General features: G+C 40.5%; 23 protein-coding genes. 18 read left to right on the forward strand and 5 right to left on the reverse strand.

What is annotated here, in order from left to right:
• The 5 genes from QOZ98_RS07970 to QOZ98_RS07985 all read left to right on the forward strand — a co-directional run.
• A partial coding sequence (locus QOZ98_RS07970; protein WP_308786951.1) for an Ig-like domain-containing protein occupies positions 1 to 3,519 on the forward strand: 3,519 nt, incomplete at its 5' end.
• Positions 3,520 to 4,146: 627 nt separating this feature from the next.
• Positions 4,147 to 4,764, forward strand: coding sequence for an HAD family hydrolase (locus QOZ98_RS07975; RefSeq protein WP_308786952.1), 618 nt, complete (start codon positions 4,147 to 4,149; stop codon positions 4,762 to 4,764).
• A 3-nt stretch (positions 4,765 to 4,767) separates the two neighbouring features.
• Positions 4,768 to 4,911 carry a DUF7713 domain-containing protein gene (locus QOZ98_RS07980; protein WP_308786953.1) on the forward strand — a complete coding sequence of 48 codons (144 nt, stop codon included), beginning with the start codon at positions 4,768 to 4,770 and terminating at the stop codon, positions 4,909 to 4,911.
• Entirely contained in the window at positions 4,878 to 5,315 is a 438-nt protein-coding gene (locus QOZ98_RS18915; RefSeq protein ID WP_407676702.1) for a competence protein ComK, read from the forward strand. The genes QOZ98_RS07980 and QOZ98_RS18915 overlap by 34 nt, the downstream gene beginning before the upstream one ends.
• 561 nt (positions 5,316 to 5,876) lie before the next feature.
• On the forward strand, positions 5,877 to 6,911 hold the full coding sequence (locus tag QOZ98_RS07985; RefSeq protein ID WP_308786954.1) for a hypothetical protein: 1,035 nt from the start codon (positions 5,877 to 5,879) through the stop codon (positions 6,909 to 6,911).
• Positions 6,912 to 7,065: 154 nt separating this feature from the next.
• On the opposite strand, the gene QOZ98_RS07990 is transcribed toward QOZ98_RS07985, so the two are convergent.
• Positions 7,066 to 7,374 (reverse strand): AMP-binding enzyme, encoded by a 309-nt coding sequence (locus QOZ98_RS07990; RefSeq protein WP_308786955.1) that lies wholly within the window; start codon positions 7,372 to 7,374, stop codon positions 7,066 to 7,068.
• A gap of 300 nt (positions 7,375 to 7,674) precedes the next feature.
• Complete coding sequence (locus tag QOZ98_RS07995; protein WP_308787272.1) at positions 7,675 to 8,274, reverse strand: DsbA family oxidoreductase; 600 nt, start codon at positions 8,272 to 8,274, stop codon at positions 7,675 to 7,677.
• A 728-nt stretch (positions 8,275 to 9,002) separates the two neighbouring features.
• Here QOZ98_RS07995 and QOZ98_RS08000 point away from each other — a divergent pair.
• Both QOZ98_RS08000 and QOZ98_RS08005 read left to right on the forward strand, forming a co-directional pair.
• Positions 9,003 to 9,599 carry a hypothetical protein gene (locus QOZ98_RS08000; protein ID WP_308786956.1) on the forward strand — a complete coding sequence of 199 codons (597 nt, stop codon included), beginning with the start codon at positions 9,003 to 9,005 and terminating at the stop codon, positions 9,597 to 9,599.
• Between the two features lie 16 nt (positions 9,600 to 9,615).
• Complete coding sequence (locus QOZ98_RS08005; RefSeq protein WP_308786957.1) at positions 9,616 to 13,209, forward strand: ankyrin repeat domain-containing protein; 3,594 nt, start codon at positions 9,616 to 9,618, stop codon at positions 13,207 to 13,209.
• A 321-nt stretch (positions 13,210 to 13,530) separates the two neighbouring features.
• On the opposite strand, the gene QOZ98_RS08010 is transcribed toward QOZ98_RS08005, so the two are convergent.
• Positions 13,531 to 13,866 (reverse strand): hypothetical protein, encoded by a 336-nt coding sequence (locus tag QOZ98_RS08010; protein WP_308786958.1) that lies wholly within the window; start codon positions 13,864 to 13,866, stop codon positions 13,531 to 13,533.
• Between the two features lie 39 nt (positions 13,867 to 13,905).
• On the opposite strand from QOZ98_RS08010, the gene QOZ98_RS08015 reads away from it, so the two are divergent.
• The 5 genes from QOZ98_RS08015 (at position 13,906) to QOZ98_RS08035 (ending at position 17,727) form a co-directional block, all read left to right on the forward strand.
• Complete coding sequence (locus QOZ98_RS08015; protein WP_308786959.1) at positions 13,906 to 14,151, forward strand: hypothetical protein; 246 nt, start codon at positions 13,906 to 13,908, stop codon at positions 14,149 to 14,151.
• 78 nt (positions 14,152 to 14,229) lie between these two features.
• The gene (locus tag QOZ98_RS08020; RefSeq protein WP_308786960.1) at positions 14,230 to 14,409 is read left to right on the forward strand and encodes an AlbA family DNA-binding domain-containing protein; all 180 of its coding nucleotides are present in this window, start codon (positions 14,230 to 14,232) and stop codon (positions 14,407 to 14,409) included.
• Positions 14,410 to 14,435: 26 nt separating this feature from the next.
• Positions 14,436 to 14,873 carry a hypothetical protein gene (locus QOZ98_RS08025; protein WP_308786961.1) on the forward strand — a complete coding sequence of 146 codons (438 nt, stop codon included), beginning with the start codon at positions 14,436 to 14,438 and terminating at the stop codon, positions 14,871 to 14,873.
• Positions 14,874 to 15,070: 197 nt separating this feature from the next.
• Positions 15,071 to 16,231 (forward strand): M24 family metallopeptidase, encoded by a 1,161-nt coding sequence (locus tag QOZ98_RS08030; RefSeq protein WP_308786962.1) that lies wholly within the window; start codon positions 15,071 to 15,073, stop codon positions 16,229 to 16,231.
• A 455-nt stretch (positions 16,232 to 16,686) separates the two neighbouring features.
• Positions 16,687 to 17,727, forward strand: a complete 1,041-nt coding sequence (locus QOZ98_RS08035) for an S-layer homology domain-containing protein (protein ID WP_308786963.1) — start codon at positions 16,687 to 16,689, stop codon at positions 17,725 to 17,727.
• Positions 17,728 to 18,284: 557 nt separating this feature from the next.
• On the opposite strand, the gene QOZ98_RS08040 is transcribed toward QOZ98_RS08035, so the two are convergent.
• Positions 18,285 to 18,506 (reverse strand): hypothetical protein, encoded by a 222-nt coding sequence (locus QOZ98_RS08040; protein ID WP_308786964.1) that lies wholly within the window; start codon positions 18,504 to 18,506, stop codon positions 18,285 to 18,287.
• A 399-nt stretch (positions 18,507 to 18,905) separates the two neighbouring features.
• Here QOZ98_RS08040 and QOZ98_RS08045 point away from each other — a divergent pair, with 399 nt between their 5' ends.
• A complete protein-coding gene (locus QOZ98_RS08045) occupies positions 18,906 to 19,217 on the forward strand; it encodes a hypothetical protein (protein WP_308786965.1) in 312 nt (103 codons plus the stop codon).
• Between the two features lie 616 nt (positions 19,218 to 19,833).
• On the opposite strand, the gene QOZ98_RS08050 is transcribed toward QOZ98_RS08045, so the two are convergent.
• Positions 19,834 to 20,184 carry a winged helix-turn-helix transcriptional regulator gene (locus QOZ98_RS08050; protein WP_308786966.1) on the reverse strand — a complete coding sequence of 117 codons (351 nt, stop codon included), beginning with the start codon at positions 20,182 to 20,184 and terminating at the stop codon, positions 19,834 to 19,836.
• A gap of 121 nt (positions 20,185 to 20,305) precedes the next feature.
• Between QOZ98_RS08050 and QOZ98_RS08055 the strand changes: the two genes are divergently transcribed.
• The 5 genes from QOZ98_RS08055 to QOZ98_RS08075 all read left to right on the forward strand — a co-directional run bounded on the left by QOZ98_RS08055 (position 20,306) and on the right by QOZ98_RS08075 (position 25,310).
• Entirely contained in the window at positions 20,306 to 21,364 is a 1,059-nt protein-coding gene (locus tag QOZ98_RS08055; protein WP_308786967.1) for an LLM class flavin-dependent oxidoreductase, read from the forward strand.
• Between the two features lie 12 nt (positions 21,365 to 21,376).
• The gene (locus tag QOZ98_RS08060) at positions 21,377 to 21,943 is read left to right on the forward strand and encodes an NADPH-dependent FMN reductase (RefSeq protein WP_308786968.1); all 567 of its coding nucleotides are present in this window, start codon (positions 21,377 to 21,379) and stop codon (positions 21,941 to 21,943) included.
• A 268-nt stretch (positions 21,944 to 22,211) separates the two neighbouring features.
• Entirely contained in the window at positions 22,212 to 22,880 is a 669-nt protein-coding gene (locus tag QOZ98_RS08065) for a GntR family transcriptional regulator (RefSeq protein WP_308786969.1), read from the forward strand.
• A 230-nt stretch (positions 22,881 to 23,110) separates the two neighbouring features.
• Entirely contained in the window at positions 23,111 to 24,193 is a 1,083-nt protein-coding gene (locus QOZ98_RS08070; protein ID WP_308786970.1) for an isocitrate/isopropylmalate dehydrogenase family protein, read from the forward strand.
• Positions 24,194 to 24,263: 70 nt separating this feature from the next.
• The gene (locus QOZ98_RS08075) at positions 24,264 to 25,310 is read left to right on the forward strand and encodes a tripartite tricarboxylate transporter substrate binding protein (RefSeq protein ID WP_308786971.1); all 1,047 of its coding nucleotides are present in this window, start codon (positions 24,264 to 24,266) and stop codon (positions 25,308 to 25,310) included.
• The last annotated feature ends 35 nt before the right edge of the window (positions 25,311 to 25,345 follow it).

The following is a 25,345-nucleotide window of genomic DNA, read 5'->3' on the forward strand; positions in this document are numbered from 1 at the left end:
TACTTGAATGAAGTCAGTGGTCTATTTGAAGGTTCTTACACCGTAGGAGCAATGGATGAAGGGGGACTTTGGAAATTTAATTATGTAGCGGCATATGACAACGCTTCGAACTATAAGATGTATTACAGCGATTCTTTATCGGAGCCAATAAATGAACTGAATTTTGTTGTATCTCATCAAATAAGTGATCTTGATTCTCCATCATTAAATGATCTTAAATTGTCATATCTTATAACTACAAAAAAAGAAACTTGGATTGGTAAAGTAATTGATAAAGACCTATATATTGGTCCCAACTCTACTATTACTATAGCCGATGATGTAACAATAACCGGAAATGTATATGTTTTCGGCACACTCATAAGCCATGGTGGACTAACCATCCAAGGTAGTCTAAATGCTAAATCTGTAACTTATGGTTCAAATACTTCTGTATCTCCAGGTGCAGTAAGAATTGTTGGTGGACAAAATTCGATTCGTTCGACTATCGTCTCGAACCAGCCTTATGAAGTTCCATTTACAATCGACAACGAAGAATTAACAAACGAAAACAATACTCTAGAAATAGTTGGAAAGACATTGCCTTTCCTGGACGTTTCATTACAAGGCAATCCGGTTTCACTTGAAGCAGATGGATCTTTTGCCACACTAGCTGAAGATGTAACTCCTGAAGGAATCCAGTTCAACTTAAGAGATGTTTTCGGAAATGATATGAAAAAAGAGTTCGCAGTAATAGACGTATTGCCGCCTGCAAATGTCAGTGGATTTACTGTTTTAAAAGAAACACATAATGAAATTGGAGTGGTCTGGAAGACAGGCGCAGAAAGTGATTTAAAAGAGTATGCTTTGTATTCTAATGATAAGTTAATAACTACACTACCTGCGGATGCAGCTTCATACAAATTTGAAAAGTTGAATGAAGGTACGACTTATGAATTGGCAATAGCTGCGGTTGATACAAGTAATAACACAAGTGAAATGGTAAAAGTAACTGCAACAACGTTACTTTCAAAGCCCACCGTAAATCCGGTAAGCGATAAATCAACTTCCGTAACCGGAAAAGCGTCTCCTGGCACTAAGGTGTCGGTTCAAAAAGGAGAATCTGTTATTGGTTCAGGAAATACCGATGCAGCAGGAGAATTTAACATCGAAATTCCAGCTCAAAAAGCGGGAATTGAGTTAACTGTCTCTGTTAGCAACGAAACTGGCATTGTCAGTGAGAAGGAAAGCATTACAGTTGAAGACAAAACGGCTCCTGCTTTACTGATAGTGAATCCTGTCTCTGACAAAGATTTAACAGTCAGTGGTACAGCAGAAGCTAAGTCAGTGGTTACAGTTAAGGCTGGAGAAACGGTAATTGCCGAAGGAAACACTGATGAGTTTGGAAAGTTCTCGATTGCTATTGAAAAACAGAAGGCTGGACTCAAGCTTTCTATAGCTGCAGCTGATGCAGCAGGCAATACCAGTGAAGCAAAAGAGATTACAGTAAGTGATGTTACAGCTCCGGAAAAACCGGTTGTAGAAAAAGTGACGGACAAAACAACTTCAATCACAGGAACAGTCGAAGCGGGTTCAGTAGTATCGGTTAAAGCTGGAGCTACTGAAATTGGTAAAGCAACAGCAAACCAAGAAGGCAATTACGCTGTTACGATTCAAAAACAGCAAGCTGGAACAGTGCTGAAACTAACCGCTACCGATAAAGCAGGAAATGTCAGCCAGGCAACGCAAGTAACTGTCTTGGATGCAACGGCTCCTGCAGTGCCGACAGTCGAAGAAGTGACGGACAAATCAACAGTTATAAAAGGAACTGCGGAGGCAGGTTCAATTGTTGTAGTAAAAGCTGCCGGTACCGAAATTGGAAAGGCAACTGCAAACAGTGATGGAGATTTTGCTGTGACAATTGCAAAACAAAAAGCTGGAACAAAACTAAGCATAACTGCCACAGACGCAGCTGGAAATGTTAGTGCAGCAAAAGCGGTAACTGTTTTGGATGCAACAGCACCAACAGCACCAACAGTTGGTAAAGTAACAGACAAATCGGTAGCTGTAATAGGTTCAGGAGAAGTAGATGCTTTGATTTCCATTAAAGCCGGTAGCACTGAATTGGGAACAGCAACTGTTTCCTCAGACGGTAAGTATAATGTGCGCATCGCTGTACAAAAAGTCGGAACGAAGATTCAAGTGACAGCAACAGATGCTGCTGGAAATACAAGTACGGCAAGCGAAGTAACTGTAACGGATGGCACTGCTCCGTCAGTTCCAAATGTAAATGAAGTGACTGATAAATCATCAGCTGTTACAGGGACAGCCGAAGCCGCTTCTCTAGTTTCTGTTAAAGCAGCTGACAAAGAATTAGGCACTGGTAAAGTAGCAGAAGACGGTAAGTACAACATAACGATAGCAGCACAACAGGCGGGGACAAAAATCCAAGTAACAGCAACTGATGCTGCTGGCAATACGAGTCCTGCTAAAGAAGTAATAGTTCTCGATGCAACTGCACCAAGCACTCCGACCGTAAGCAAGGTGACAGATCAATCAACAGCTGTGACGGGAACAGCAGAAGCCGCTGCACAAATTTTCGTCAAAGTAGGAAGTAAAGAAATTGGCAAAGCAACAACGAGTGGCGACGGAAAGTACTCAGTTGCCATCTCTAAACAAAAAGCAGGAACGGTGTTAACCATTACGGCAACTGACCAAGCTGGAAACGTTAGTGCAGTAAAAGAAACTGTAGTCGTAGACGGGACAGCTCCAGCCCTTTCTTTCGATAACAAGGTGACGCATCATTCTACACGTGTGATCGGAACAGCTGAAGCTGCGTCTAAAGTGAGTGTGAAAAACGGCTCGACTACCATCGGAACGGCAACAACCGATTCCAAAGGCAACTATGAAGTGAACATCAAGAAACAAAAAGTCGGCGCGAAATTGTCTATCACAGCTTCGGATGCCGCTGGAAATAGCAGCCAAGCTATTCCCGTCACAGTTGTCGATGGCAACTACCCTGATTTGAAAGTTGTTCACTGGGCATTGGAAGAAATCATGTACTTAGGCGATGACCAGATTATCGGTGGTTATCCAAATGGCGGATTCCAACCTGATAAGGACACGACGCGTGCAGAAGCAGCGAAAATGCTGGCCTTGGCACTGGATTTACCAATTGTAGATGTCTCTTCCGGCTATAAAGATGTTCCGAACAAGCATTGGGGGAAAAACTACATTGCGGCTGTCTCGAAAGCCGGTCTGTTTACTGGGAACCCGGACGGTACTTTTGCGCCAAATGATGTTTTGAAGCGTTCAGAAATGGCCAAAGTCATTAGCATCGCTTATGAATTGAAATCGAGTAAGGCGAATCACTTTAGCGATGTAAGATCGGGGCATTGGGCGAAAGGTTTTATTTCGGATCTTTACGAGAATGGCATCACTACGGGTTATCCGGATGAAACGTTCCATCCAGGAGAACCTACCACTCGTGCGGAGTATTCGGTGTTCTTGGCGAGAGCGATGAATCCGGAATTTCGTTAATAGTTTAAATGTTAATAGCAAAATCCCATTCCGTACTGCTGGAATGGGATTTTTGATATATTTATTTTTCGTTAATGCTTTATCGTAGAAATCATCCTTCTCCTGAATGTTTACAATGCGATATGAACAAGTAGAAGTAATTTAACAAGACTATGAATTATGATGGTTATTCTTATTAGGTTTAGGAACATAAAATAACATAACATTATAGTGTTATGTTTGCATGGAAAAGAAACGGGAACGTTATCGGGTAAGTACAATTGACTCATTAAAAGGTATTGAAAAATAAGTGAGATAATCTATAGTATGAATGAAAGAGGAGCAGTTTTGGAATGCTCCTCTTTTCCATATATAATAGGAGTTAGCTATATAAGTTGAACTAATGATCTTTCCCAGCGGATATTTTGCAAAAACAGCTGCGCTTGCCATAGGTAAGTTAGTGAAGAAATTGAAGCTTGCATTTTGCTTAATATATATCAGCGTGGCGCGTCCATGGGATAGGCTCCCGCAAGAAGACAGATTCTTTTTCCGGCTTCTTGCGGGAGCCATGCCCTAAGCGGCCGAAGCGGTTAAAGAACGAGGATTGTTAAATATAATCGAAATGTTTGGAAAGGATAAGGTGAACCAATGGATAGCATTATTTTTGATTTGGATGGAACGCTTTGGGATTCTACGGCTGTCGTCGGAGAAGCATGGAATAGTGTATTAAAGGCGGAGAAAGTTCAGACAGAATTGTCGCAAGATGATGTGAAAGGTGTCATGGGGCTTCAGCAAAAGGAAATCGGTCAAAAACTGTTACCGGACTTGTCAGGAGAAGAGCAGCAAGCCTTATTAAAGCAATTCTCAAAAGTGGAATGCCAGTACTTAAGCGCACGGGGCGGCCAACTATTTGACGGAGTGGAAGAAGTTTTAAAAGAATTGAGTAAGAAATATAAATTATACATCGTCAGCAATTGCCAGGAAGGCTATATCGAAAGCTTTTATGCCTACCATGAATTGGATAAGCATTTCCTCGATTTCGAAAACCCCGGAAGAACCGGACTGACCAAAGGGGAGAACATAAAACTGATTATGGAGAGAAACAAGTTGAAGAACCCTGTGTATATTGGAGATACGGAAGGTGACCACCAAGCCGCAAAATTTGCAGGGATTCCTTTTGTTTATGCAGCTTATGGCTTTGGGGAAGTTAGTGGGTTTGATCATTCGATTGGTAAGTTTGGGGATCTTTTGGGGATTTTTGGTTAAAGGGTGTTCCTGATTTCGCTGAAGCTTGCAGGGGAAGAAATCGGCAAAATGCTGATGGCTTATGAAGAATTTCAGGTGAAACTTGAGATGATGGATCCGTATGAAGAGATTGAGTGGGAGCCGGAGGCAGAAGAAGAGTTAAAGTAAGGGGAATAATATTACTTCGTACGGACGGAATCACCAAAGCCGGTTTAAGCCCCTTAAATTTGATCGACACAAATTTGCGTTTTCGCGGTTCCAGTATGAGAGGTGCATTGGAAGGCGCCCGGGCTATACTGGAGAAGAAGAGCATGAATCCACTCATCCTCGATAAAGAACGCGATATTATCCTATTCCCCTGCAGGTCACCATTCCGCGAAGACTGTGTGGCTGTCGCTTCGGCATGTAAAGAGTTACAGACGCTCAGGGACAAGACACACTCGGGCAAACTAAGCAACAGCAGTACAATCCTCTTGGATGTCAGTTGCATACATTCAGCAAAAAAATCCAACGGGCCTACGAACTGCGCTACAAGATGCAGGTGCAGACCATGCAGTTTGAAAGGCAAGTGATGGAGTCGGGTATTGGTTATCATCTGACGAAGGATGCAGATTGTTTGAATTATGTGGGTGTGGGATTGGAGCGTCAGGGCGAGTGATGGACTTGGTAGTGCTCATTTGTTAATTTACATAGAGCCCTGCTCAAGAGGTAATTCAGATTATGAACAATAATTGTATGGCCTAAAAGCCGCATCTGGGAACCTCAAGGGTTTCGTGATGCGGCTTTGGTATGTTTGTGGGAGTGCTAAATAGATATAATTTCATCACACGCAGCTGCAATTTGTTATGTAGATGAATTTGGAAGACCATGATTAATCATTTACATGTTTTTTATTATTGATGCCATTTTAATTATGATATATACAACGAATAAGGTATAAAGTATAATTTTTAAGGTAATATAAAACAAATATAAAAGATATTTTTGTCGAGTTGATGCTCATATTCATAAAAAAATTAGATTACTAAAGCTACATAGATATATATACTGTTTTCAATGTAATCAAACGATTCGATAGATAAATTTGGTATTACATAGTTTAACAAAATAAAAGTAGATAGGAAGATTTCGCAATGAATCAACAACTTTTCGATGTACTAGCATGGGTATTACTGATTTTAACAATAGTATTATTTGTAGTAACTATTGTATTTCTGTTTATGAAAAAGTTTAAGGAATCGTTAAAAGCTTTTGGTGTTACAGTTATTAGCGGCCTAGTATTTATCTCGATGTTCGCTTTCTTTTATCCTGACGAGTATTATCAGCAGGATACTGATTATGAAGTTGAAGCTGAAAGTGTCGACGAACCTGCTGAGGTGTTTTCAGTTGAATTAATTGAAGCAAGTTTTAATAAGGAGAGCAATACTACTACTGTTAAAATAACTACCGATCTTCCAACTGCTACAGACGTGGAACTTACTGTGGAATCAGTAGTGACCAATGCTGCAGATGAAGAAGTGGTTTTACTTCAAAGGTATCCGGCCAAAGTTAATGATGGCAAAATTATTGTGGAAAATGCCACGATTCCAGAAGAAAGTGGGATGCCGGAACAAAATGAAAATTACCTCTTACATATCAAAATCCCTGTAAAAGAAGGTTTTAATGAAAATTGGAAAGATAAAAACTATGAAGATGAATATGGTAATCTTACATTTTTCAGTACAGGTGAAGGAGAAGGAGAGTACGCTTTATACAACGACGTAGTAATGCAAATTGGTGCAGGCTATAGCGGAGAAGAAATAACTCAGAAAGCTGATAGTGATAGAAAAGCAGCCCTTCAAGAGAAAAAAGTGAGTGCTAAAGAAATACGTTTCGCTGAGTTAAACAAAAATCCAGATAAGTACTACGACAAGTTTGTTCAATATACTGGTGAAATACTTCAAATAATGGAGGATTCAAGCAGCACAGTTATGAGACTAGCAGTAACTAAGGAGACTTATGGCTATAGCTACGATGACGTCGTCTATGTAACTTACGATGGAACGACTGAATTTGTAGATGAAGATATAGTTACGGTGTATGGATTGATCAAAGGATCACATACTTATGAATCTCAAGCGGGTTACCAAATCAGTTTGCCACTACTTGAAGCTGAACTTGTAGAATAAAATGAATTATAAAGAATGTTAAAAGTATCTCTAGATAATAATAATAAGAACTGATTTCATTATATAGAGCGGCAACTAGTACCCATTCAGAGGTTACTAGTTGCCGCTTTTTATTTGTGTGGGAAAAGTAAAATTATTTTAAAGGAGTTTTAGATTATTTCCCCCGCAATAAGTTCTTCTGGATTTTCCCAATCGACGTCCTCGGAAAAATCGGCGATAAAGTGGAACTTCTGCGGACTTTAAAATAGGATAGGTCTTTTGCGCAGAACTCACGCAGCTCTTCTGCTTCAACTTGGTGTCCTTCATACAATTTCAGATAAGTAATAACAGCTTCTTCCCTGATAGAATCGGGTTCGCCGACAACCGCGCAAGCCTGAATGGCAAGGTGGCCGGATAAGACTTTCCATCCATTAGAGCCGACAACAAGAGCTGAGTATTCAGTATTCTTAGCACGAGCGATCAATTTAAAGTTTCGTTAATAGAATGTATGAAGCAAAATAAGAAAACTCATTCCTTAATTTGGAATAGGCTTTCTACTTTGAAGAAGAAAACACACTAAAAAGCAGCGGAAGATTAAACAGCAAAGTTAAAGTACCAGCCAATCAAAAAGAACCAACCCAACATTTATTCGGGTTAGCTCTACCTTTGTTTATTTTTATTATTATGGTAACTCCATGTAATGCCTGGAGCAGCGTAATGTCTTATAAACAAATTCTTTTATCGCACAGAATAAGACATTCGCGTCTTCTGAATTAAGCTCTACTCAACCTTCAGCTTTTTCATCCTCTGTAATCACTTGGTTTAACGCCTGGACAAAAATCTCAGTCGGCTGCGCACCAGTGAGTGCATACTTTTTATTAATCAGATAGAACGGGACACCGGTTACTCCAATCCGGCGTGCTTCCTGCTCATCTGCGCGAACGGCATCCGCCATTCTATCGCTTGCAAGCATTTGTTGGACTGCTTCTTTGTCCAAGCCCACTTCTGCTGCCAACTCGGTCAAGGTTTCGTGATTACCGATATGTTTGGATTCAGTGAAGTAAGCACGCAGAATCCGTTCAGTCATGTCTTTCATTAAGCCATGTTCTTTCGCAAACAGCGTTAAGCGATGGGCGTCAAATGTGTTCGTCAAAATCAGCGTATCCATTTGGTAGTCCAATCCGAGTTCACTCGCCATTTGGACCATGTTTTGCGTATTTGCTTTTGCTTGTTCGATGCTCATACCATATTTATTGGCCAATTTCTCATGCATATTCTCTTTTACATGGCGATCCATCGTCGGATCCAGTTCGAAACTTCTGTACGTTACTTCAATTGGATGATCAATCTTCTGAATGGCGTCTTCCAGACGCCGTTTGCCAATATAGCAAAACGGTCAAGCAAAGTCGGTCCACATTTCAGTTTGCATAGTTATCCCTCTTATATCGTAGTTGAGTATAAGGATATTAGAAATAGGGGATTTTTACACAGGATTTGGTTGGGAAGGGATAAAGAAGTATGCCAGGGATTTATCACATTAATAACAAAGTCTTCTTCAATTTGAGAAGAGGGAAAGAGCAGATAATAACCGCTGTAACGGAAAGAATATCCTAATATGACTTTTATCATTGATTAAAAATATTAACTTAGAGTTAGAAAAAAGTATGTTAAATAAAATGTCCTTTCAATACTTCATTGTGAGTTTTCACCTCTTCTTTAAGTAGTCTAAAAATGGAAGGGGGGCATACGACCATTCTATCATTTGAAGGATTAATTTAATAATTTGCATCCTAAGCGAAGAGGCAGTAATAAGAAACCTTAACAATACACTTCACATGTACGTGAAAGAAAATTCTATCCCGTAACAATAAGTTTCTTGGGATCGTAAATCTATTTTTATATAAAAAAATTGTTATACATTGACCGCTTCCTAAAAAATATTCCTACGATTAATTCGAACTTCTTGTGGTATAGCGGACAATTGAATTTTATTAAAATTTTTAAATAAATAGTTTTAAAAAACTATTTATTTGTAAATGTTTTGAAGTATAATAGGTACATGTTTATTCTTAATATTTCTAGAATATTAACTTAGGAGATAGGAGTGCTATTATGGATTTTCTTAACGCAGCATATCCACAATCTACAATAACAAAAGTATTGAACAATAGTGGAATTAATCTGAACGGCACGATTGCTATGCCGTGGCCAGGGGATCAATCAATTTTATTGGATTCGACTGGAAATGCGCTTGGTTATATGACTCAAAATCAAATGGGGGGCGTAACGGTCACAGATGCACATATGGGTGTGCAGAGTGTTTCGGCCGAACTACCTGGTGGTGGACAATCCATCATGGATGCTACTTACAATCAGCAAGCTTTTACAGTTGAAAATACTGCAGTAGCTGATATGACTTATACAAATGATTTTCAATTGGAGAGTATGTCTTTTGACAGCTCGACTGGGGAAACTGCCTATTACTCAAGTGATATGGAATTATTAGGTATTACGGAACAACTGGGAGATTCAACGCAATATAACTTCAATGGCTCATTAAATGAAAACAGCCTTCCCACTTTAACGGACTATGTAAGTGGAACCTTCGCTCATGGATCTGATGCAGCTTCGGTACTGGGCGGAGAATTGCTAATGGATTTTGATATGGATTCTTTAGATGCAGGATTAGGGATTTTTGAATGGTTATAAAATCTAAGGAAAAGTGATGAAGAATGAGATGAATAACAAGGGGTACAGTAAGGCTCTAAACGAACAAGTACAGAAACTTAAAATCACAATTAGCAAGGATATAAATCAGAACATTAATCAACAATTGCAGGAGCTGGCGAAAAAGGATGCGGCAAAAGATCTTGAGAAGATTAAAAATGCTATAGATAAACGAATTTTTAATCGCTTGAGTTCCATAGATAGGCAATTGAATGATAAAAAAACTACCCATGATTCACGGAAAAGTTTAATTAGAGAACTTTCAGTTCTGATTCAACCGAAAACTGTTTTGGCTGAATTAAACAGTGTCTTAACTGTGTCGAATACTTGGAAAACTTACAGTGATTTTTATGAAAAAGTCTCGAAGAATTCAATGTTTTCATCGATTCTAAAGAGATACAAGGCAGACAGCAAAGTTTTCACCTATTACCAGCAGGGACTGTTGGAAAATACGAATGATTTATTAAAGACTCTTGAAACCCATGGTCAGCAACTACAAAGCTATAATCAGGTAATGCAGGAAATTACGGCAGAAAGAGGCGAAAAGCAATTACTGAATTTGGGTGTGGGCTTAGTAGGAGCAGTGATTGCAGGACCGTTGGGAGGGATAGTTGGAAGGAAAATATCCCAAGCGATGACCAGCGATGAAGACAGGATAAATTATTCTGGTAGTTTGGTTGATAAAACTTGGGACCAGGTTTACGCCACTTACCAGAAACTATTAACGAAACTCGGAAGTGAATACTTCAATATATACTTCTCACTTTACGGTGGCTTTGCGCAAAGGATTAATAGCGATTTGAATAAGTTCGGCTATGAAGCCGAAGCTTTCGACGGGGAAGCGATGTGTTTTTCATTTACGATAAAAGCGTCTGAAGTGAAAAAGGTTGATGTCTGGTTGCAGAAGAATACCCAGACGCTGGAAGAAGCTTTCCGGAAAAACCAACATTCCTTCAGTCAGGATCTGTTTCAAAAAATGGAATCATATGTTAAAAGAAATGTTCCTTTTGGTGAAGTTTCAATAGACGGCGAGAAAGTGAAAGACACAATTTCTGCTCTCAAGTTCAATTATATGTTGGCCTTTATCGAAAAGGAATTCTGGCAGAAAAAGAACGATGCTGAAGCATTAAAGCAATATATGCTGTTATTGGAGAAGATGCCGGTACAAATTGAAACCTCATCTGCTTTCGCGGACATCCAGCTTCCATCCATGGAGGTAATAGTTTCGCGTATGATTCACTTATCCGTTACAAAATTTAAAGAAACCAAAAAATCGGTATTCAATTCTTTCCATCACTATCATTCGCTTCAAAAAGATGCGAAACCAAGTTCTGTTCAAATGATGAAGGTGTTTGAACTATACAATGGTTATACGACAAACAAAAAACGGATTTCATTAAAATTGAGTGATGTAAGTTATAAAGCGTTGCATTCGATTTATATAAAAGTTATTAAGGAGAGAGAATATTCAAAAGATGTCTTTTCAAAGCATTTGAAAAAGAAACTTTATAGAACGAAAACAAAACTAAAGCCTCTGTTCAGTTTTTATGATAGCTACAGGGAAGCATTTCTAAGATTTAAAATCATTCAGCCAAGGTATATTGTCTCTTTCTTGGTGGCTTTATCTCTTATGATGAACTGGGCCTCATTTGCCTCAGCGGGGAAATTCCTGCCGGGAGCAGACGGACTCTATTTTAATTTTATTGAAAACAAAACGCTCGATACACAATTGGATGATTATGCTCTGAACAAAGCAGTGATCGCAGACAATAAACCGCGGATTCTGCAGCTATTGTCATTGGGAGCAGACCCAAACTTAGTATTGGATGAAGGAAAAACTCTATTGGAAAAGGCGGTTCTTGAAAAAGAAGGCTTGGCTTACATTGAAAACTTATTGACCTTGGGAGCTGATCCGAATATACGAAGCGGTAAAGTACCTTTAATCTATTTTGCTATTAACACTAAGGATGAGCAATTAGTAAAACTTTTGTTATCCTTTGGAATGGAGCCATTCGCTGATGGGGAAAATGGTTACGACGCTTTGGTTTATATTGATTCACTAGGGACTTCAAATCAGTACTATGACATTATGATGCTATTACTGGATGAATATGAAAATATGGATGGCTATGCAGTGGGAGGGACCATGCTTAAAAAAACCCTTGCTGAAAATGATTTGACTGCTTTAGAGAAAATGTTCGAATTGGGAGCAGATGTAAATGGTTTAATTGATGAAAAGCCTCTTCTTTTTTACGCCGTTGACTCAGGAGCATCTAAAGAGATATTTGAGTTCCTTTTTGATAAAGGTGCAAAAATAAATTCTACGGATCATGATGAAAAAAACTTACTATTGTATTTAACTGATCATAGAAACAAAACGCACTCACTATATAAATACTTCTTGGAAAAAGGTGGATACATCGATGCACAAGACTCGGATGGTAATACACCTTTGCTCATAGCAGCAAAAGAAAAAGATAAAGCTATAATTAATTTATTGCTGAAGTCGGGAGCAAATCCAAATCTTAAAAATAAACAAGATTATACCGCATTGGAGTATGCAATGGAATATGAAGAACTCGACTCAATTGAAAAATTGCTTCCTTTAACTGAAATTAAAGAGGAAGATTATCTTAAATGGTTGAAAGCTGCAGTTACTGATCAGAATGTGGAATTTGTAAATTTACTGCTTGAATTGGACTCTGTGCCTGAAATCATTGAAAAAGAAAAACAAAACCTACTATATATATCAGTTGAAAATGAAGACAGTGAAACTTTACTTTCTTTATTGAATCTTAAAATCGATGTGAACTTTTTAAATGAAGATATACTTTCTCCATTAGAATATGCACAGGAAAATGAGTTTGAGAAAATTACTCAGATTTTGTTAGAGAGTGGAGCATTAAAGAATTTAGGGCATTTGTCCAAATTTGAGGGTTACTGGGAATCAAATGAGAATACTATTACGCATATTTATGCAGTAGATAATCACTATACTTGGGAAGAGTATAGTGGAGGAGAATCTTTGCAGTATAGTATTAGCGATGAATTGGAAATTTTAAAAGACGATGAAGTTCATAGCATGGGAATGTCTAAATACCTTGGAGCAGAATTCAACTTTGATGAAATTAGTTTGGAAACCGAATTTGGTAGCTATTTCAATTATAGAAGAATTGAGGAAGATGAATTTGAAACTATATTAGAAGAGCAAAAAACTGAAGAAAAGGAAAAAGAAGCTTTATTGGCAAAGGAGGAGGTTGAGGAAAGAAAGATAGAGAAGGAAGAAAACAGGAAAATGGAGCTTATGCAACTTCACGAGCCATTGGTAGGAGGATGGGTTACTGGAGAAGAAGGAAAAGATAAAGAAGAAATTTTTATCAGCATAAGTAGCGAAGACGAGGAAATATTTATAGTAGTAGAAGGTTTAACATATACTTATGCAGTCGCTCTTGATATGAATACTAGCACAGTTGAAGGGAATGTTTTGCATTTCGGTGACTCTGATTACAACGGAAAAATTCAAGATAAGGATACATTGCAATTTTACAAAGAAGTACACAAAAGTTCTAGCATATACAAAAGAATAGAGTAATATGTTAAATAATGGATGAAATAAATTTGTATTAAAAATCAATCCTACTAGAGTTCAAGAGTTCAGTTAATTTTCATCATATGATTTTGAAAATCGCGCCCCTCTGTCAGAGAGAATTCAGTTTATACATGACAATTGCATGAAAAAAATGCCGCATCGAGGAGCCCAATGGTTTCGAGGTGCGGCTTTGGCATATTTATTGGAGGTGCTAAATAGTCATAACTGTTTCGAACACAGGGACCATTTTGGAACTGCTGGAAATCGGTGTCCTCTGGACACTTCGTATCCTACATCACCGGCGGCTCCACGTCCTCTACGTGTTTATCTTCTTCCGCGGTCAGGCAATACATGCAGTACGCCGTGCTGTTCTTCTCGAACGGGGGAGGCAGCAAGTCCAACAGCAGCTTCCGGTCCAAAAGCCGGTGCCCGAGGAAGGTCGTCCCAGTAAAGCGGAAACGAACTGTACGGATACCGCACCAGCCGCTCGACCATCGGCTGCTTCGTCTGGATCGGGTTGCGGGGGATAGAGCTGCTGACGGTGAGGAGGCCCAGGTGCAAATCGACTTCCTCGGCAAAATAACGCTCTTGGTAGATTTCGCCGATATGGCCATAGCGTTTCGCATAGGAAGCGCTGTAGCGCCGATTGACCAACCCCATTTGTTGCTTCGCATGATGAGGTGGTAATAGGCATGGGGGTTGAACTCGCGTTTTCGGGTCATGGCTCACCTCCTGCTTAACTTTTCCTGGAAACTGACCGACTCGATCCGTGCCAATTGCACCGAAGTGACTGCGATCGATCGCGCCAGGGATGCCCGGATTTTTCATTTCCAGCACAAAATCCACCCGGTTGATGATCGAACCCGTGATTTACTGCATGTAATTCAAGCGGGCTTTATCAGCGCAGGTGCAGTATGCTATTGTCGAAATATTATTTCAATCTAAAAAGGTAATTGATTAATCGATTATAATCGATTTTTAAAATAATTGATTTAAAAATAGAAGAAGATTGAGGTGATACATATGTTTGAAGAAAGTCAAAAACTTGAACTGAAACGCGAAATAACGGAGGGACTGAAAAAAGAAAATATAGCTTTCGCAAATACAGATGGAGGGGAAATACTAATCGGGATTGAAGATGACGGTACAGTGGTCGGTTTGACAAACCCCAAAAAGATTTGGAAACCATCAGCAACATTTTGAGGGACAGCATAAAGCCGGATATATTAGTGCATAGCTCCGCTGAAATCCGGACCATTGATGGCAAGCAAGTAGTGAAGATTGAAATTACGCGCGGATCGAGAAGACCTTATCATCTTGCAAGTAAAGGGATGAAGCCTTCCAGTGTTTTTGTTCGGCACGAAACATCAGCCAGTGCGGCATCAGATGAAGCGATTCGTCAAATGATCATAGAGTCAGATGGTACTCAATACGAGAGCATGCGATGCATCAATCAATCCTTAACTTTTCATGAAACGACTCAATTGTTTGAAGCTGAAGGACTGGCATTTGAAGCAACACAGCAAAGAACACTTGGAATCATAAATTCTGATAATTATTATACAAACCTGGGACAGCTCTTGGCGGATCAGTGCGAACACTCCATTAAAGCTGCTCGCTATTCGTTATTTTTAACGGTCTCATGTTTTTTATTTTCACGCCATTAGTATTCTAACTATTTTGAATATATTTAGGTATACTAACAACTATAAGTTTTTCTCCATAAAGAGAAATCCCTAAATAAGCAGTAAGCAGTCTTGTTAAGTAAGGGGAATAGTTAGAATTCTATTCCTGTAGCGATTGTGGTCCTCATTGTAATGACATTGGCAACATCTAACCAACAAAAAGAAAAGGCGGTTTTAGAATGAATACGAAAAAAAGAATTCAAGCTTTACGGGAAAGGATGGAAAACCAAGAAATTGAGGTTTCCATTGTCATGAATTTTGAGAATCAATATTATTTCAGCGGATTAAAAGCCCTCACTTATTCACGGCCGATTGTCTTGGTGATTGATAAGCAGGAAACAGCATTGATTGTTCCATCTTTGGAAGAAGAGCACAGCAAAGAAAAAGCCAATGTCGACCGGCTATACGTCTATCATGAAACGAAACTGCGCGCAGAGGAAGGGCGTTCGCATCTTGAACACCTGGCTGGGATCATGCGCAAGTATCCAGCTGGAACAAAGGTAGGGATTGAGTTTTCATCATTTCCAGTCAAACTCGAGCGGTTGCTGGAAGAACAAGGCTTTCAGTTGGTCAACTTGGATCAGCCCATTGCTGAAATGCGTTACATAAAGGATCAAGAAGAAATTGATTTGATTACGGAATCCGGCCGTTTGGTCAGTTTGGCAGTTGAAAGTTCCATCGGAAACGTCAAAGCAGGAATGACGGAAATGGAATTTGACCAGTTTGGCACCAATGCGCTCTTTACAGAGGTGGCGAGAAAACACCCCAATGCCACATTGGATTATTTCGCGATGTCCCCTTCCGGTCTGGCGCGTACGAATATGCCGCACGTCTTTTCCAATACCCGGAAATTGGAGGAGCAAGACATCCTTATTCATAGCCGTCAAGTTGGACTGAACGGTTACCGTGCAGAATGCGAAAGAACCTTTTTTATCGGCCAGCCGACGGAACGGCAAAAGGAACTTTTTCACTTGGTTCTTGAAGCGCAGCTGGCCGCTTTGGATTTCATCAAAGTAGGCGTTACAGCAAAAGAAGTGAATGAAGTGGCCCGCAAGATTTTTGAGAAAGGCGGCGTAGAAGAATATATGAATCATCGAACCGGACATGGAATTGGCATCGGTTTGCACGAAGAGCCTTCTTTGCGCTATGACAACGATCTCGTCTTACAGGAAGGAATGGTTTTTTGTGTAGAGCCCGGTCTCTACATTCCGGATGTCGGAGGCTTCAGGCATTCCGATACCGTCGTTCTGACGAAAAAAGGCACAAACTTGATCACTCATTACCCAAACGATTTGGAGAGCTTGATCATTGGGGATAGAGTGGGGAAGTTGAGTAAATGAAGTAGGGCAATTGAAAATAGCTGGAATTTCAAAATCTCATTCCTTTACGGAGTGAGGTTTTTTTAATGCGATTTATTGTGCGTTCATCTCATTGGAACATGAGATTTTGCAGAGAAGTCGTGGGTATGTGACATTTCATTCGCTAGTAACTGGCAGTGTGTCTTAAAATCATTATTTCGTAAAGGGGACTATTTTGAAGAAGCTTCAATACCAATATTCAAATGCTTCAATCCTGCGGGTATTACTGATAATTTTATGCTATGTATTAATCCTGTTAGGTAGTGGCCATTTCACAAATGATTATTATCGGCTGCTTTTGGGATTCCCTATTTCATTATTTTTCAATGAGAATTAATTTTATATTCCTATAATATTGGATAAAATTTCTAATTAATTATAATATAGGGTATAATAATATTCATTGAAGAAACTAATAGTGAGGTGGGAGAGAGAATATGACTGATGGAGTGAAAACACTGGTTAAAAAGCTTAATTTTATTGCGTTGGCCGCATTGCTGTTCTTTATTTTCACAGCATCGCCGTCCTTGGCCGCTTCGTCGTTCTCGGATGTTTCGAAAAATTATTGGGCACATGCTGAGATTACGGAATTGGCTGATAAAGGCATCATCAAAGGGCATATGGATGGGACTTTCCGTCCGCATGATTCTGTGACGCGTGCACAGAGTGCCATGATGATTGTACGGGCTTTGAACATCCCAACTGAAAATCGGCCAGATCCGAACTTCAAGGATGTTACGCCTAAAACTTCAGGCTATGCGGAAATTGCTGCACTTGTTGACCTTGGCGTGTTCGCGAAAGATGAGAAATTCAATCCGACACAGCCGGCGACCCGTGCGCAAGTTGCGAAGATTCTGGTGGAGGCATTTAATCTGAAAGGATCGGGTTCAGGAATCAAGGCATTTACAGATGTATCGGCATCTCAGTGGCATTATTCTTATGTCGATACATTGGTTCATAACGGCATTACCACCGGTACGACGAAAACAACATTCAGTCCAAATCAAAACGTCGACCGCGTACAGATGGCGGTATTCATCTACCGCAGTCTTGAGGCAAATGCTCCGACTTCACCGGCAATTCCAGCCGGAGAGGCGGCAATGATGACGGAAGTGCTGAACTTGGTCAATCAGGAACGAGCAAAAGTCGGCGCGCGAGCAGTTAAACTGCATAAAGGGTTGCAGGACGCGGCATTGATTAAATCAAAAGACATGGCAGAAAATAATTATTTCAGCCACCAATCACCGACATACGGCAGTCCATTTGATTTGCTTAAAGCCAGAGGCATTTCCTATACTGCAGCGGGAGAGAATATCGCTGCCGGTCAACGAAGCGCTGAAAGCGTTATGGCGTCATGGATGAATAGTCCGGGGCATAAAGCGAATATATTGAACAAAGATTATACGCATTTAGGTGTTGGAATCTATAAAGGCGGGTCGTACGGGATTTATCATACCCAGCTGTTTATACGGCAGTAGAAAGAGGGAACCCACTTCAGGGATGGAGTGGGTTTTTTCTTTTATTTATGGTTCGATTAAGCCCACGCTGATTTAGCAGGAATGTTTAAAAAGTAATTGGTTGAATTAGAGGCAGGAAATGAATTATCTGTTTACACATAATTCTAATCGTACTTGTATACTTTTAATAGGTGAATTCGCGTCCCTACGTCCGATACAACGATTACCGCCCCTTACAATAGAGGTATAGTGCGGGAACTATTTAATAAAAAATGAATATAAAGTGTGGGGCAGGTGGAACAAAGATGAAGTGAAAAAAGAGCAAGGACAGTAAAATTACTGTCCCAGCTCTTTGATTGTTTCGAAGAACACATTAACATAATTATTCATGTGAAGTTTCAATAAAATAAATATCCACAGTTGCATACTGTCCGGTAGTATAATACTCGACGCTAAGACCACCGACCACTATCAGGTGTATGTTGGAATGTTTACCCTCAATATATTCAGTAACAAGACCGGCCACGCGGATATTTTTCTCTGCTAAGGGCAGGTCTTTTAACCGAGCTAATTTTTCTCTATATAGTTCCGCTCTGTTTTCCATATTCTTTTTCAAACATCAGAAGGATTTTTGTCTCATCTTCAGAGCGGGGACGTTGTCTTCCCGGTTTTAAATCAGAAACAATTTCTCCTGTCCTCTCTTCTAAAGTTTTCAGGAAATCATCTGGCAGAGTCGACTTGGAATTTCGACGCTCCTTCATGGCAATGCTTGCAATTTCCAGTTTACGTTTGGGCTCCATTGTCGATCACCTCTTTCTTTTATAATAACATATTTTTGCTTTAATCAATGCAATCGCGGCTCTAAATCTCGCCACCATGTCAAATTCAATCCAGCCTATTCATAACTCTTGAATGTAGAAAAAAATAGCAATCCGAGAGGTATAGAGTGACCCAATTAAAGGCGACAAGAGAACCTCCAATGTCGTTTGTAATACCTAATATTTTTCTGGTATTTATTGGAATAAAATAGTGATAAAAGTAAAATATGATACAATGTTCACAATTGCTTTACCTATTGCTTAAGATTTGATAGCTGCAGTAATGTCATTCAATATTTATTAGTTTAATATATGGATTTCGTTTATTTGAAAAACGTTAAGACTATTAAACAAAATCTTACATTGTGAGGCGATCTGGTCGTGGTAAAAACCAAGGGGAAAGAAGAAATTTTCAATATTCCTGCCAACTTATTTAAAGGTTGGGAAGGTGTAGGGGGAAGGCTTATTATCACGGAAGAGAAAGTGGTATTTACCCCTCATAAAGTAAATTTTCAAACAGAACAAGTTGAAGTTGAATTGTCATCTATCATTGAAGTGGGGAGAAGAAATACTTTAAAGCTTGTCCCAAATGGGTTTTATATAAAAGACCTTAAAGGGATAGAGTATAAATTTGTTGTGTACGGCAGAAATGAGATCATAGGATACCTAAGTAACATAATAGGGAAGTCTTAAGCTCTCGCGTTTAATAAGTGGTGCCGAGGCGAGCGGAAAGATTCAGTTTATGAACAAAATTTGTATAGAAAAAACGCCGTCTTCAATGAAATCTGAACTGATTTCATTGAAGACGGCGTTTTATATTTAAAGAGATGGACAGTAAGCGTCCGATAGTTTAGCTTTTCATGAAGCTAATCGATTGTTTAGGACGGAAGGATTAGCTTTTGAACCAATTAAAGTACACTGGAGATCCTTAACTCGGATAATTACTGTACGAATGTGGGACTACTCCTGTAGGATCAGTGCGAACGCTCCATTAAAGCTGTCCGTTATAAAGGCATCACCACTCGACTTGGTCCTTTTTGCTTTCAACACATGTCTAACCCAAGGAGTTGCCTATTGTCGTGATGCGTCTTTCTGTACTAGCCATGGTTTCTTCTTCCTTGAATTTTTAAATGAGGAATCGCGGGTTAGAAAAGGAAACACCCGGGTTAGGAAAGTGAACACCCGGGTTGGAGAAGCGAACACCCGGGTTGGAAAAACGAACACCCGGGTTAGAGACTAAAACCAATTAGTAACTCTCACCCCGGAGCAGAAAAATTGAGCGGGTGCCAGGCACCCGCTCAATTCACTACTACGAACTCTTCACCTGATCGGCCTTCAAGACTTTCCTCACCGTATGCTTCGCACCCCAGTCATGCATGGCATCCAGAACAGGCTCGAGGCTCCGGCCGTAGTCGGTCATGGAGTATTCGACTTTTGGCGGGACTTGGGCATAGACGACGCGCTGGATGATGTCTTCGTCTTCCAGTTCGCGTAATTGTTTCGTCAGCATTTTTTGAGTGATACCGGGCATTTTTCGTTTGAGTTCGCTAAAGCGCTTGGTACCTTCTTGCAGCAGATATAACAGGATGACGGGCTTCCATTTGCCGACAAGGATGCCGAGAGCATCTTCGACTTGGCAGTTTTCAGGTGTCTTTTCCACAGGTGCTTCCCCCTAAGTATCTTTTTGTATACTATACCACTTTAAAGTGCGTACTTATGAAGAAAGAGGTTGATGGGTATACTAACGGATAGAGGCATTTATTTGAAAGGTGGATATACCTATGGAGAAATATCGCATCAATCCGGACAACGGAATGGAGTTTGGCATTTACACGCTGGGGGATCATCTTCCGAACCCTGCGACAGGAGAAAGAATCCCAGTACAGGAAAGAATTCATGACATTATCAACTATGCCGTGCTTGCCGAACAAGCGGGCGTTGACTTTTTTAGTGTAGGCGAAAGCCACCAGGAATATTTTGCGACACAAGCACATGCCGTCGTTCTTTCGGCGATTGCCCAAGCGACTTCAAAAATAAAGATTGCCAGTTCGTCGACGATCATCAGCACGTCGGATCCGGTTCGGGTATACGAGAACTTTGCGACGCTTGATTTGATTTCCAATGGGCGGGCAGAAATTGTCGCAGGACGCGCTTCCCGTGTTGGCCTGTTTGACTTGCTTGGCTACGATCTCCATAACTACGAAGACTTGTTTGAAGAGAAGTTTGACCTGCTTCGGATGATTAATGAAAACGAAATCGTCAACTGGAGCGGTGAGTTCCGTAAACCGTTGCGTGATGCGCAAGTATTGCCGCGTCCGGTGGATGGCTCGCTGCCGATTTGGCGGGCAGTGGGCGGTACGCCGGCCAGTGCGATGAAAGCAGGCTACGCTGGTGTGCCAATGTTCATGGCCCATTTAGGCGGAGCCGCATCGCAATTTAAACGCACCGTAGACAGCTACCGTGAAGCGGCAAGAGCGGGCGGACACGACCCTGCCCAATTGCCAATCGCGACAGCCGGCTTTTTCTACGCGGCCGAAAATTCCCAACAGGCATTGAAAGAGTTGTACCCACACATTAACGAAGGCATGAAAAAGACCAACGGTGGAGGTTTTCCAAAGCAGCTTTTCGCGCAAGGCGTCGATCCGCATAACATCATGAACATCGGCAGCCCGCAACAGATTATTGAGAAAATCCTGTATCAGCACGAAGTGTTTAATCATCAGCGCTACGTGGCCCAAATCGACTTTGGCGGCATGCCGATGGACAACATCAAAAAAAACCTGGAATTGATCGGCACCGAAATCCTGCCGGCAATTAAGAAATATACCGCTAAAAAGTAAGGAGAGATTCAAATGAAAATTGTTGGATTGTCCGGTTCGCAAATCGGTTCAAAAACAAGAGTTGCTGTTACGGCAACGCTCAAAGCAATTTCAGAAAAGTATCCGGACGTGGAAACGACCTTGATTGATCTCGCTGACTATAAGATGGAGTTCAGCGACGGCCGCAATTACTTGGATTACGAAGGCGACACAGGCTTCGTGACGAAAACCATCATGGAAGCGGATGCCATTGTGATCGGTACACCGATTTTCCAGGCATCGATCCCGGCCGCGTTAAAAAACATTTTTGACCTGCTTCCCGTCAATGCCTTCCGCGACAAAGTCGTCAGCATGCTGGTGACGGCAGGATCTGCGAAGCATTACATGGTGGCCGATACGCAGTTGAAGCCCATTCTTGCCTACATGAAAGCACAGATGGTCCAAACCTTCGTTTTCATCCTGGAAGAAGATTTCTACCAAAAAGAAATCATCAACCACGATGTGATTTTCCGCCTTGAACGGTTGGCAGAAGACACGGTGGTGTTGACGGAAACTTTCACGAAAATCCGCGAGGAGAAGGAAGCGGCGTATGATTTTTAATTGAAAAGGAGAAGGCGCTGTGAGTTGGCGTCTTCTCCTTTGTTGTGGCTGAGGATGTTTTTGATTGCTTGTTAGTCTGTTTGCGTAATTAAAGCGTATTCAACAATTATGCTGTAAAAAAGGTAAGAAGGTAAACTCTTTGCTTTTAAGTGAATTTTAACTTATAGTTGCATTAGTGGTATACCGTATTGGTTTTTTCTTCTTTATCTAATTATTTTCATAGAACTCAGAGTAGACTTTATCTATTAAAGAATAGAGGGTGAAAAGGATGAAGAAAGATCTTGTATTTAATAATTTGCGTGAAACAATTTTAAGCGGTTATTTTCGTCCAGGTGAAAATTTAAGTGAAAGAGAAATTGCTGACACGCTAGGAGTCAGCCGTACACCTGTAAGGGAAGCATTTCAACAGCTGGAAAAAGAAGGTTTGGTCATTTACACGCCCAAAAAAGGAGTTGCCATTCCATCATTTTCTTCTCAGCAATTAATAGATCTTTATAGTGTTAGAGAGTACATGGAAGGTTTATCCTCAAGGTTGCTCGCCGAGAAAGAGGATAAAAGTTTTGTAGAGGAAATGCGGGAAAATGTTCGGCTCGCTGCGAAAGAAGATGATGTGAAAAAGCAGGCTCGGATCAATGGGCATTTCCATCATTTAATGGCAGACAACTCGGAAAATCCTTATTTGATTAGCATCTTTCAAAACTTACACTCAAAAATAAGTTTGATTCGATCTACTTCCTTGTCTCATCAAGATCGACTCAAGACAAATCTTAAAGAACATTTACAGATATGTGATGCAATTGAAAGTGGAGATCCTGATTTAGCTGAACAAGTAGCAAGGGCTCATATCCGAAGCAGTATGAAATCCGCTCTCTCAGTTATAGAAAAAGATTCTCAAATTCATCGTTTGCAGATCGACTATGAAGCTAAAAAAGAATAACCAACTAACGCCTTTCCCGCAAAACTAGCACTAAGCTATTGTTTTATGGCAATGGCGTTTTTTTGTGTATAGTTTTAATTGTTAATTAATCATAAAAATCGAAATTTTAAAAAAACTCTATTGTTTTTTATTAAAGGATAGTGTATAACTAAATTATTGGTACACCACAACGGTATACCAAAACGGTGTGCCGTTAAATTGGGTGAAGAAGCAGAGGAGGAGCAAAGTAGATGCAGTATAAACTTGGAGTTTTAAAAGGTGATGACATTGGTCTGGAAGTAGTCCCGGCAGCAGTGAAAGTGATGAAAGAATCATTGGCTAATTTTCCGGAAGTAGATGTGGAATGGGTGGATTTGCCGATTGGGCATACTGCTTATGTGGAAAGCGGAGAAACTTTCCCGCAGGAGACACAGGACAAGCTAAAAGAATTGACGGGTTGGATCTTAGGGCCGATCGGACATATGGCTTATCCGAAAGACGATCCCAAAGCAATCAATCCCCATCCAATTATTCGAAAAGTGTTTGATCTGCACAGCAATGTCCGACCAAGCCGCTCATTCGATAATGTCCAATCGATTCATAAAGATGTGGATTTGGTTGTGGTTCGAGAAAACAATGAAGGATTCCAGCCAGATCGAAACATGTTTGCCGGAACAGGGGAATTCATGCCGAATCCAGACTTAGCGATGTCGGTTCGTGTGATTTCAAGAAGGAACTCTACAGCAGTAGCAGAATCCGCATTCGAATTGGCTATGCAAAGAAGAAAAAAAGTGACAGCTATCCATAAAGACACAGTCTACAAATTAGGTTGTGGTTTGTTTGTTGAATGTTGCAGAAATGTCGCAAAAAACTATCCTGAAGTAGAATTTGATGAATTGATTGTAGATTCTGCAGCAGCTGCTCTAGTCATGAAACCCCAAAAATTCGATGTGCTGGTGACAACGAATATGTTTGGAGATATCTTATCGGATTTGACTTCCGGTTTAGTGGGTGGATTGGGCATGGCACCTGGACTAAGTATCGGCAGTGAGTACTCGATGGCACAAGCGACACACGGTTCGGCACCCGATATTGCAGGAAAGCAATTGGCAAATCCCTATGCAATGATTTTATCAGGGAAAATGCTGCTGGAATGGTTGGCTATTAAATATGATGATCAAGCAATGCTGCAAGCTGCACAAGCTATTGAAAAAGCAGTATCGGAAGTTATCATCAAAGGAATTATGACGCCTGACATGGGCGGAAGCGCTACTACAGAGGAAATGACCGAAGCAATCTGCAATCAGTTAAGCAAAAAAATATCCATATCGTGATGGTATAAATGTAAGCGGTTACTTTAAAGGTTTTACCGTTTAAAAATCATGCAAAGGGGTGTTCAAAATTATGGCGTTTAAAAAATGGTTACCGGTGTTACTGTCAGTATCTGTGGTCCTTGGGTTAAGTGGATGTGGAGAAGAGACTTCAAGCTCGGCTGATGCGAATACAGTTGAGGAAAGCGGCGAAGCGGCAACAGTTGATTTTCCTACACAACCAATTACAGCGGTAGTTCCCAACTCAGCTGGAGGTGGCAATGATGCTGCGGCAAGAACGTTATCCAAACTAATGTCGAACTTGGATTTAGTTTCCCAGCCGATTACGGTACAAAACAAGCCTGGCGGTGGACAGGCAGTCGGTATGGCTGAATTTGCAACAAAATACAATAAAGATCCGCACAGCTTATATGTGGGTTCACCTCCAACAATCATCAACAATCTAAGAAATGAAGGAAATAGCCCTTATGGCTATAAAGATGTAACACCTTTAGGCATGATTTATAGTGATATCGCCATATTGGCAGTAAAAAAAGACTCAAAATATAAAGATTTAAAATCATTTGTAGCCGATTTAAAAGCAAATCCTGAAGAAATTTCGATTGTCGGCGGATCAGGTCCAGGTTCACAAGATCACTTGACAGTTATGCTGCTTGCCGATAAATCGGGAATCGATCCGAAAAAAGTGAAATACATCGGCTATGATGGCAGCGGAGACGCGTTGACTTCATTGCTAGGTGAAAATGGAGATGCATTGACAACCGATTTGTCTGGGATTACTGAGTTTGTGAAATCTGGAGATGTTCGCATATTGGCTGTAGCTTCACCAGAGCGGCTAAGTGGTGATTTGGCGGATGTTCCGACATACACAGAACAAGGCGTAGATCTTGTCTATTATAACTGGAGAGGAATTTTCGGACCTCAAGATTTGGATCCAGGCATCGTCGGTTTTTGGGATGAGAACTTAAAAGCTTTGACAGAATCCCAGGAATTCCAAGATGAAATCGCTGCAAGTGGTTTTGTTCCGGGATACTTGGACTCTGCTGAGTTTACAACCTATTTAGAGGAACAGGAAGTTATGTTTGAAGAGATCTTGGGCAAGCTTGATATGTTGAAATAAAGAGTAGGGCAAAAAGGAGAAAGAAATTTCTCCTT

Origin of the sequence: Planomicrobium stackebrandtii, from assembly GCF_030814955.1 — a bacterium.
GTDB lineage: Bacteria > Bacillota > Bacilli > Bacillales_A > Planococcaceae > Planococcus > Planococcus stackebrandtii.

Excerpts from the sequence above, each read along its gene's own strand:
- QOZ98_RS08035 (WP_308786963.1), top strand. The coding sequence starts at position 16,687 with ATGACTGATGGAGTGAAAACACTGGTTAAAAAGCTTAATTTTATTGCG.
- QOZ98_RS07985 (WP_308786954.1), top strand. The coding sequence starts at position 5,877 with ATGAATCAACAACTTTTCGATGTACTAGCATGGGTATTACTGATTTTA.
- QOZ98_RS07975 (WP_308786952.1), top strand. The coding sequence starts at position 4,147 with ATGGATAGCATTATTTTTGATTTGGATGGAACGCTTTGGGATTCTACG.
- QOZ98_RS08070 (WP_308786970.1), top strand. The coding sequence starts at position 23,111 with ATGCAGTATAAACTTGGAGTTTTAAAAGGTGATGACATTGGTCTGGAA.
- QOZ98_RS08065 (WP_308786969.1), top strand. The coding sequence starts at position 22,212 with ATGAAGAAAGATCTTGTATTTAATAATTTGCGTGAAACAATTTTAAGC.
- QOZ98_RS08055 (WP_308786967.1), top strand. The coding sequence starts at position 20,306 with ATGGAGAAATATCGCATCAATCCGGACAACGGAATGGAGTTTGGCATT.
- QOZ98_RS08030 (WP_308786962.1), top strand. The coding sequence starts at position 15,071 with ATGAATACGAAAAAAAGAATTCAAGCTTTACGGGAAAGGATGGAAAAC.
- QOZ98_RS08060 (WP_308786968.1), top strand. The coding sequence starts at position 21,377 with ATGAAAATTGTTGGATTGTCCGGTTCGCAAATCGGTTCAAAAACAAGA.
- QOZ98_RS08020 (WP_308786960.1), top strand. The coding sequence starts at position 14,230 with ATGTTTGAAGAAAGTCAAAAACTTGAACTGAAACGCGAAATAACGGAG.
- QOZ98_RS08010 (WP_308786958.1), bottom strand. The coding sequence starts at position 13,866 with ATGGGGTTGGTCAATCGGCGCTACAGCGCTTCCTATGCGAAACGCTAT.
- QOZ98_RS08075 (WP_308786971.1), top strand. The coding sequence starts at position 24,264 with ATGGCGTTTAAAAAATGGTTACCGGTGTTACTGTCAGTATCTGTGGTC.
- QOZ98_RS08005 (WP_308786957.1), top strand. The coding sequence starts at position 9,616 with ATGAAGAATGAGATGAATAACAAGGGGTACAGTAAGGCTCTAAACGAA.
- QOZ98_RS08040 (WP_308786964.1), bottom strand. The coding sequence starts at position 18,506 with ATGGAGCCCAAACGTAAACTGGAAATTGCAAGCATTGCCATGAAGGAG.
- QOZ98_RS08000 (WP_308786956.1), top strand. The coding sequence starts at position 9,003 with ATGGATTTTCTTAACGCAGCATATCCACAATCTACAATAACAAAAGTA.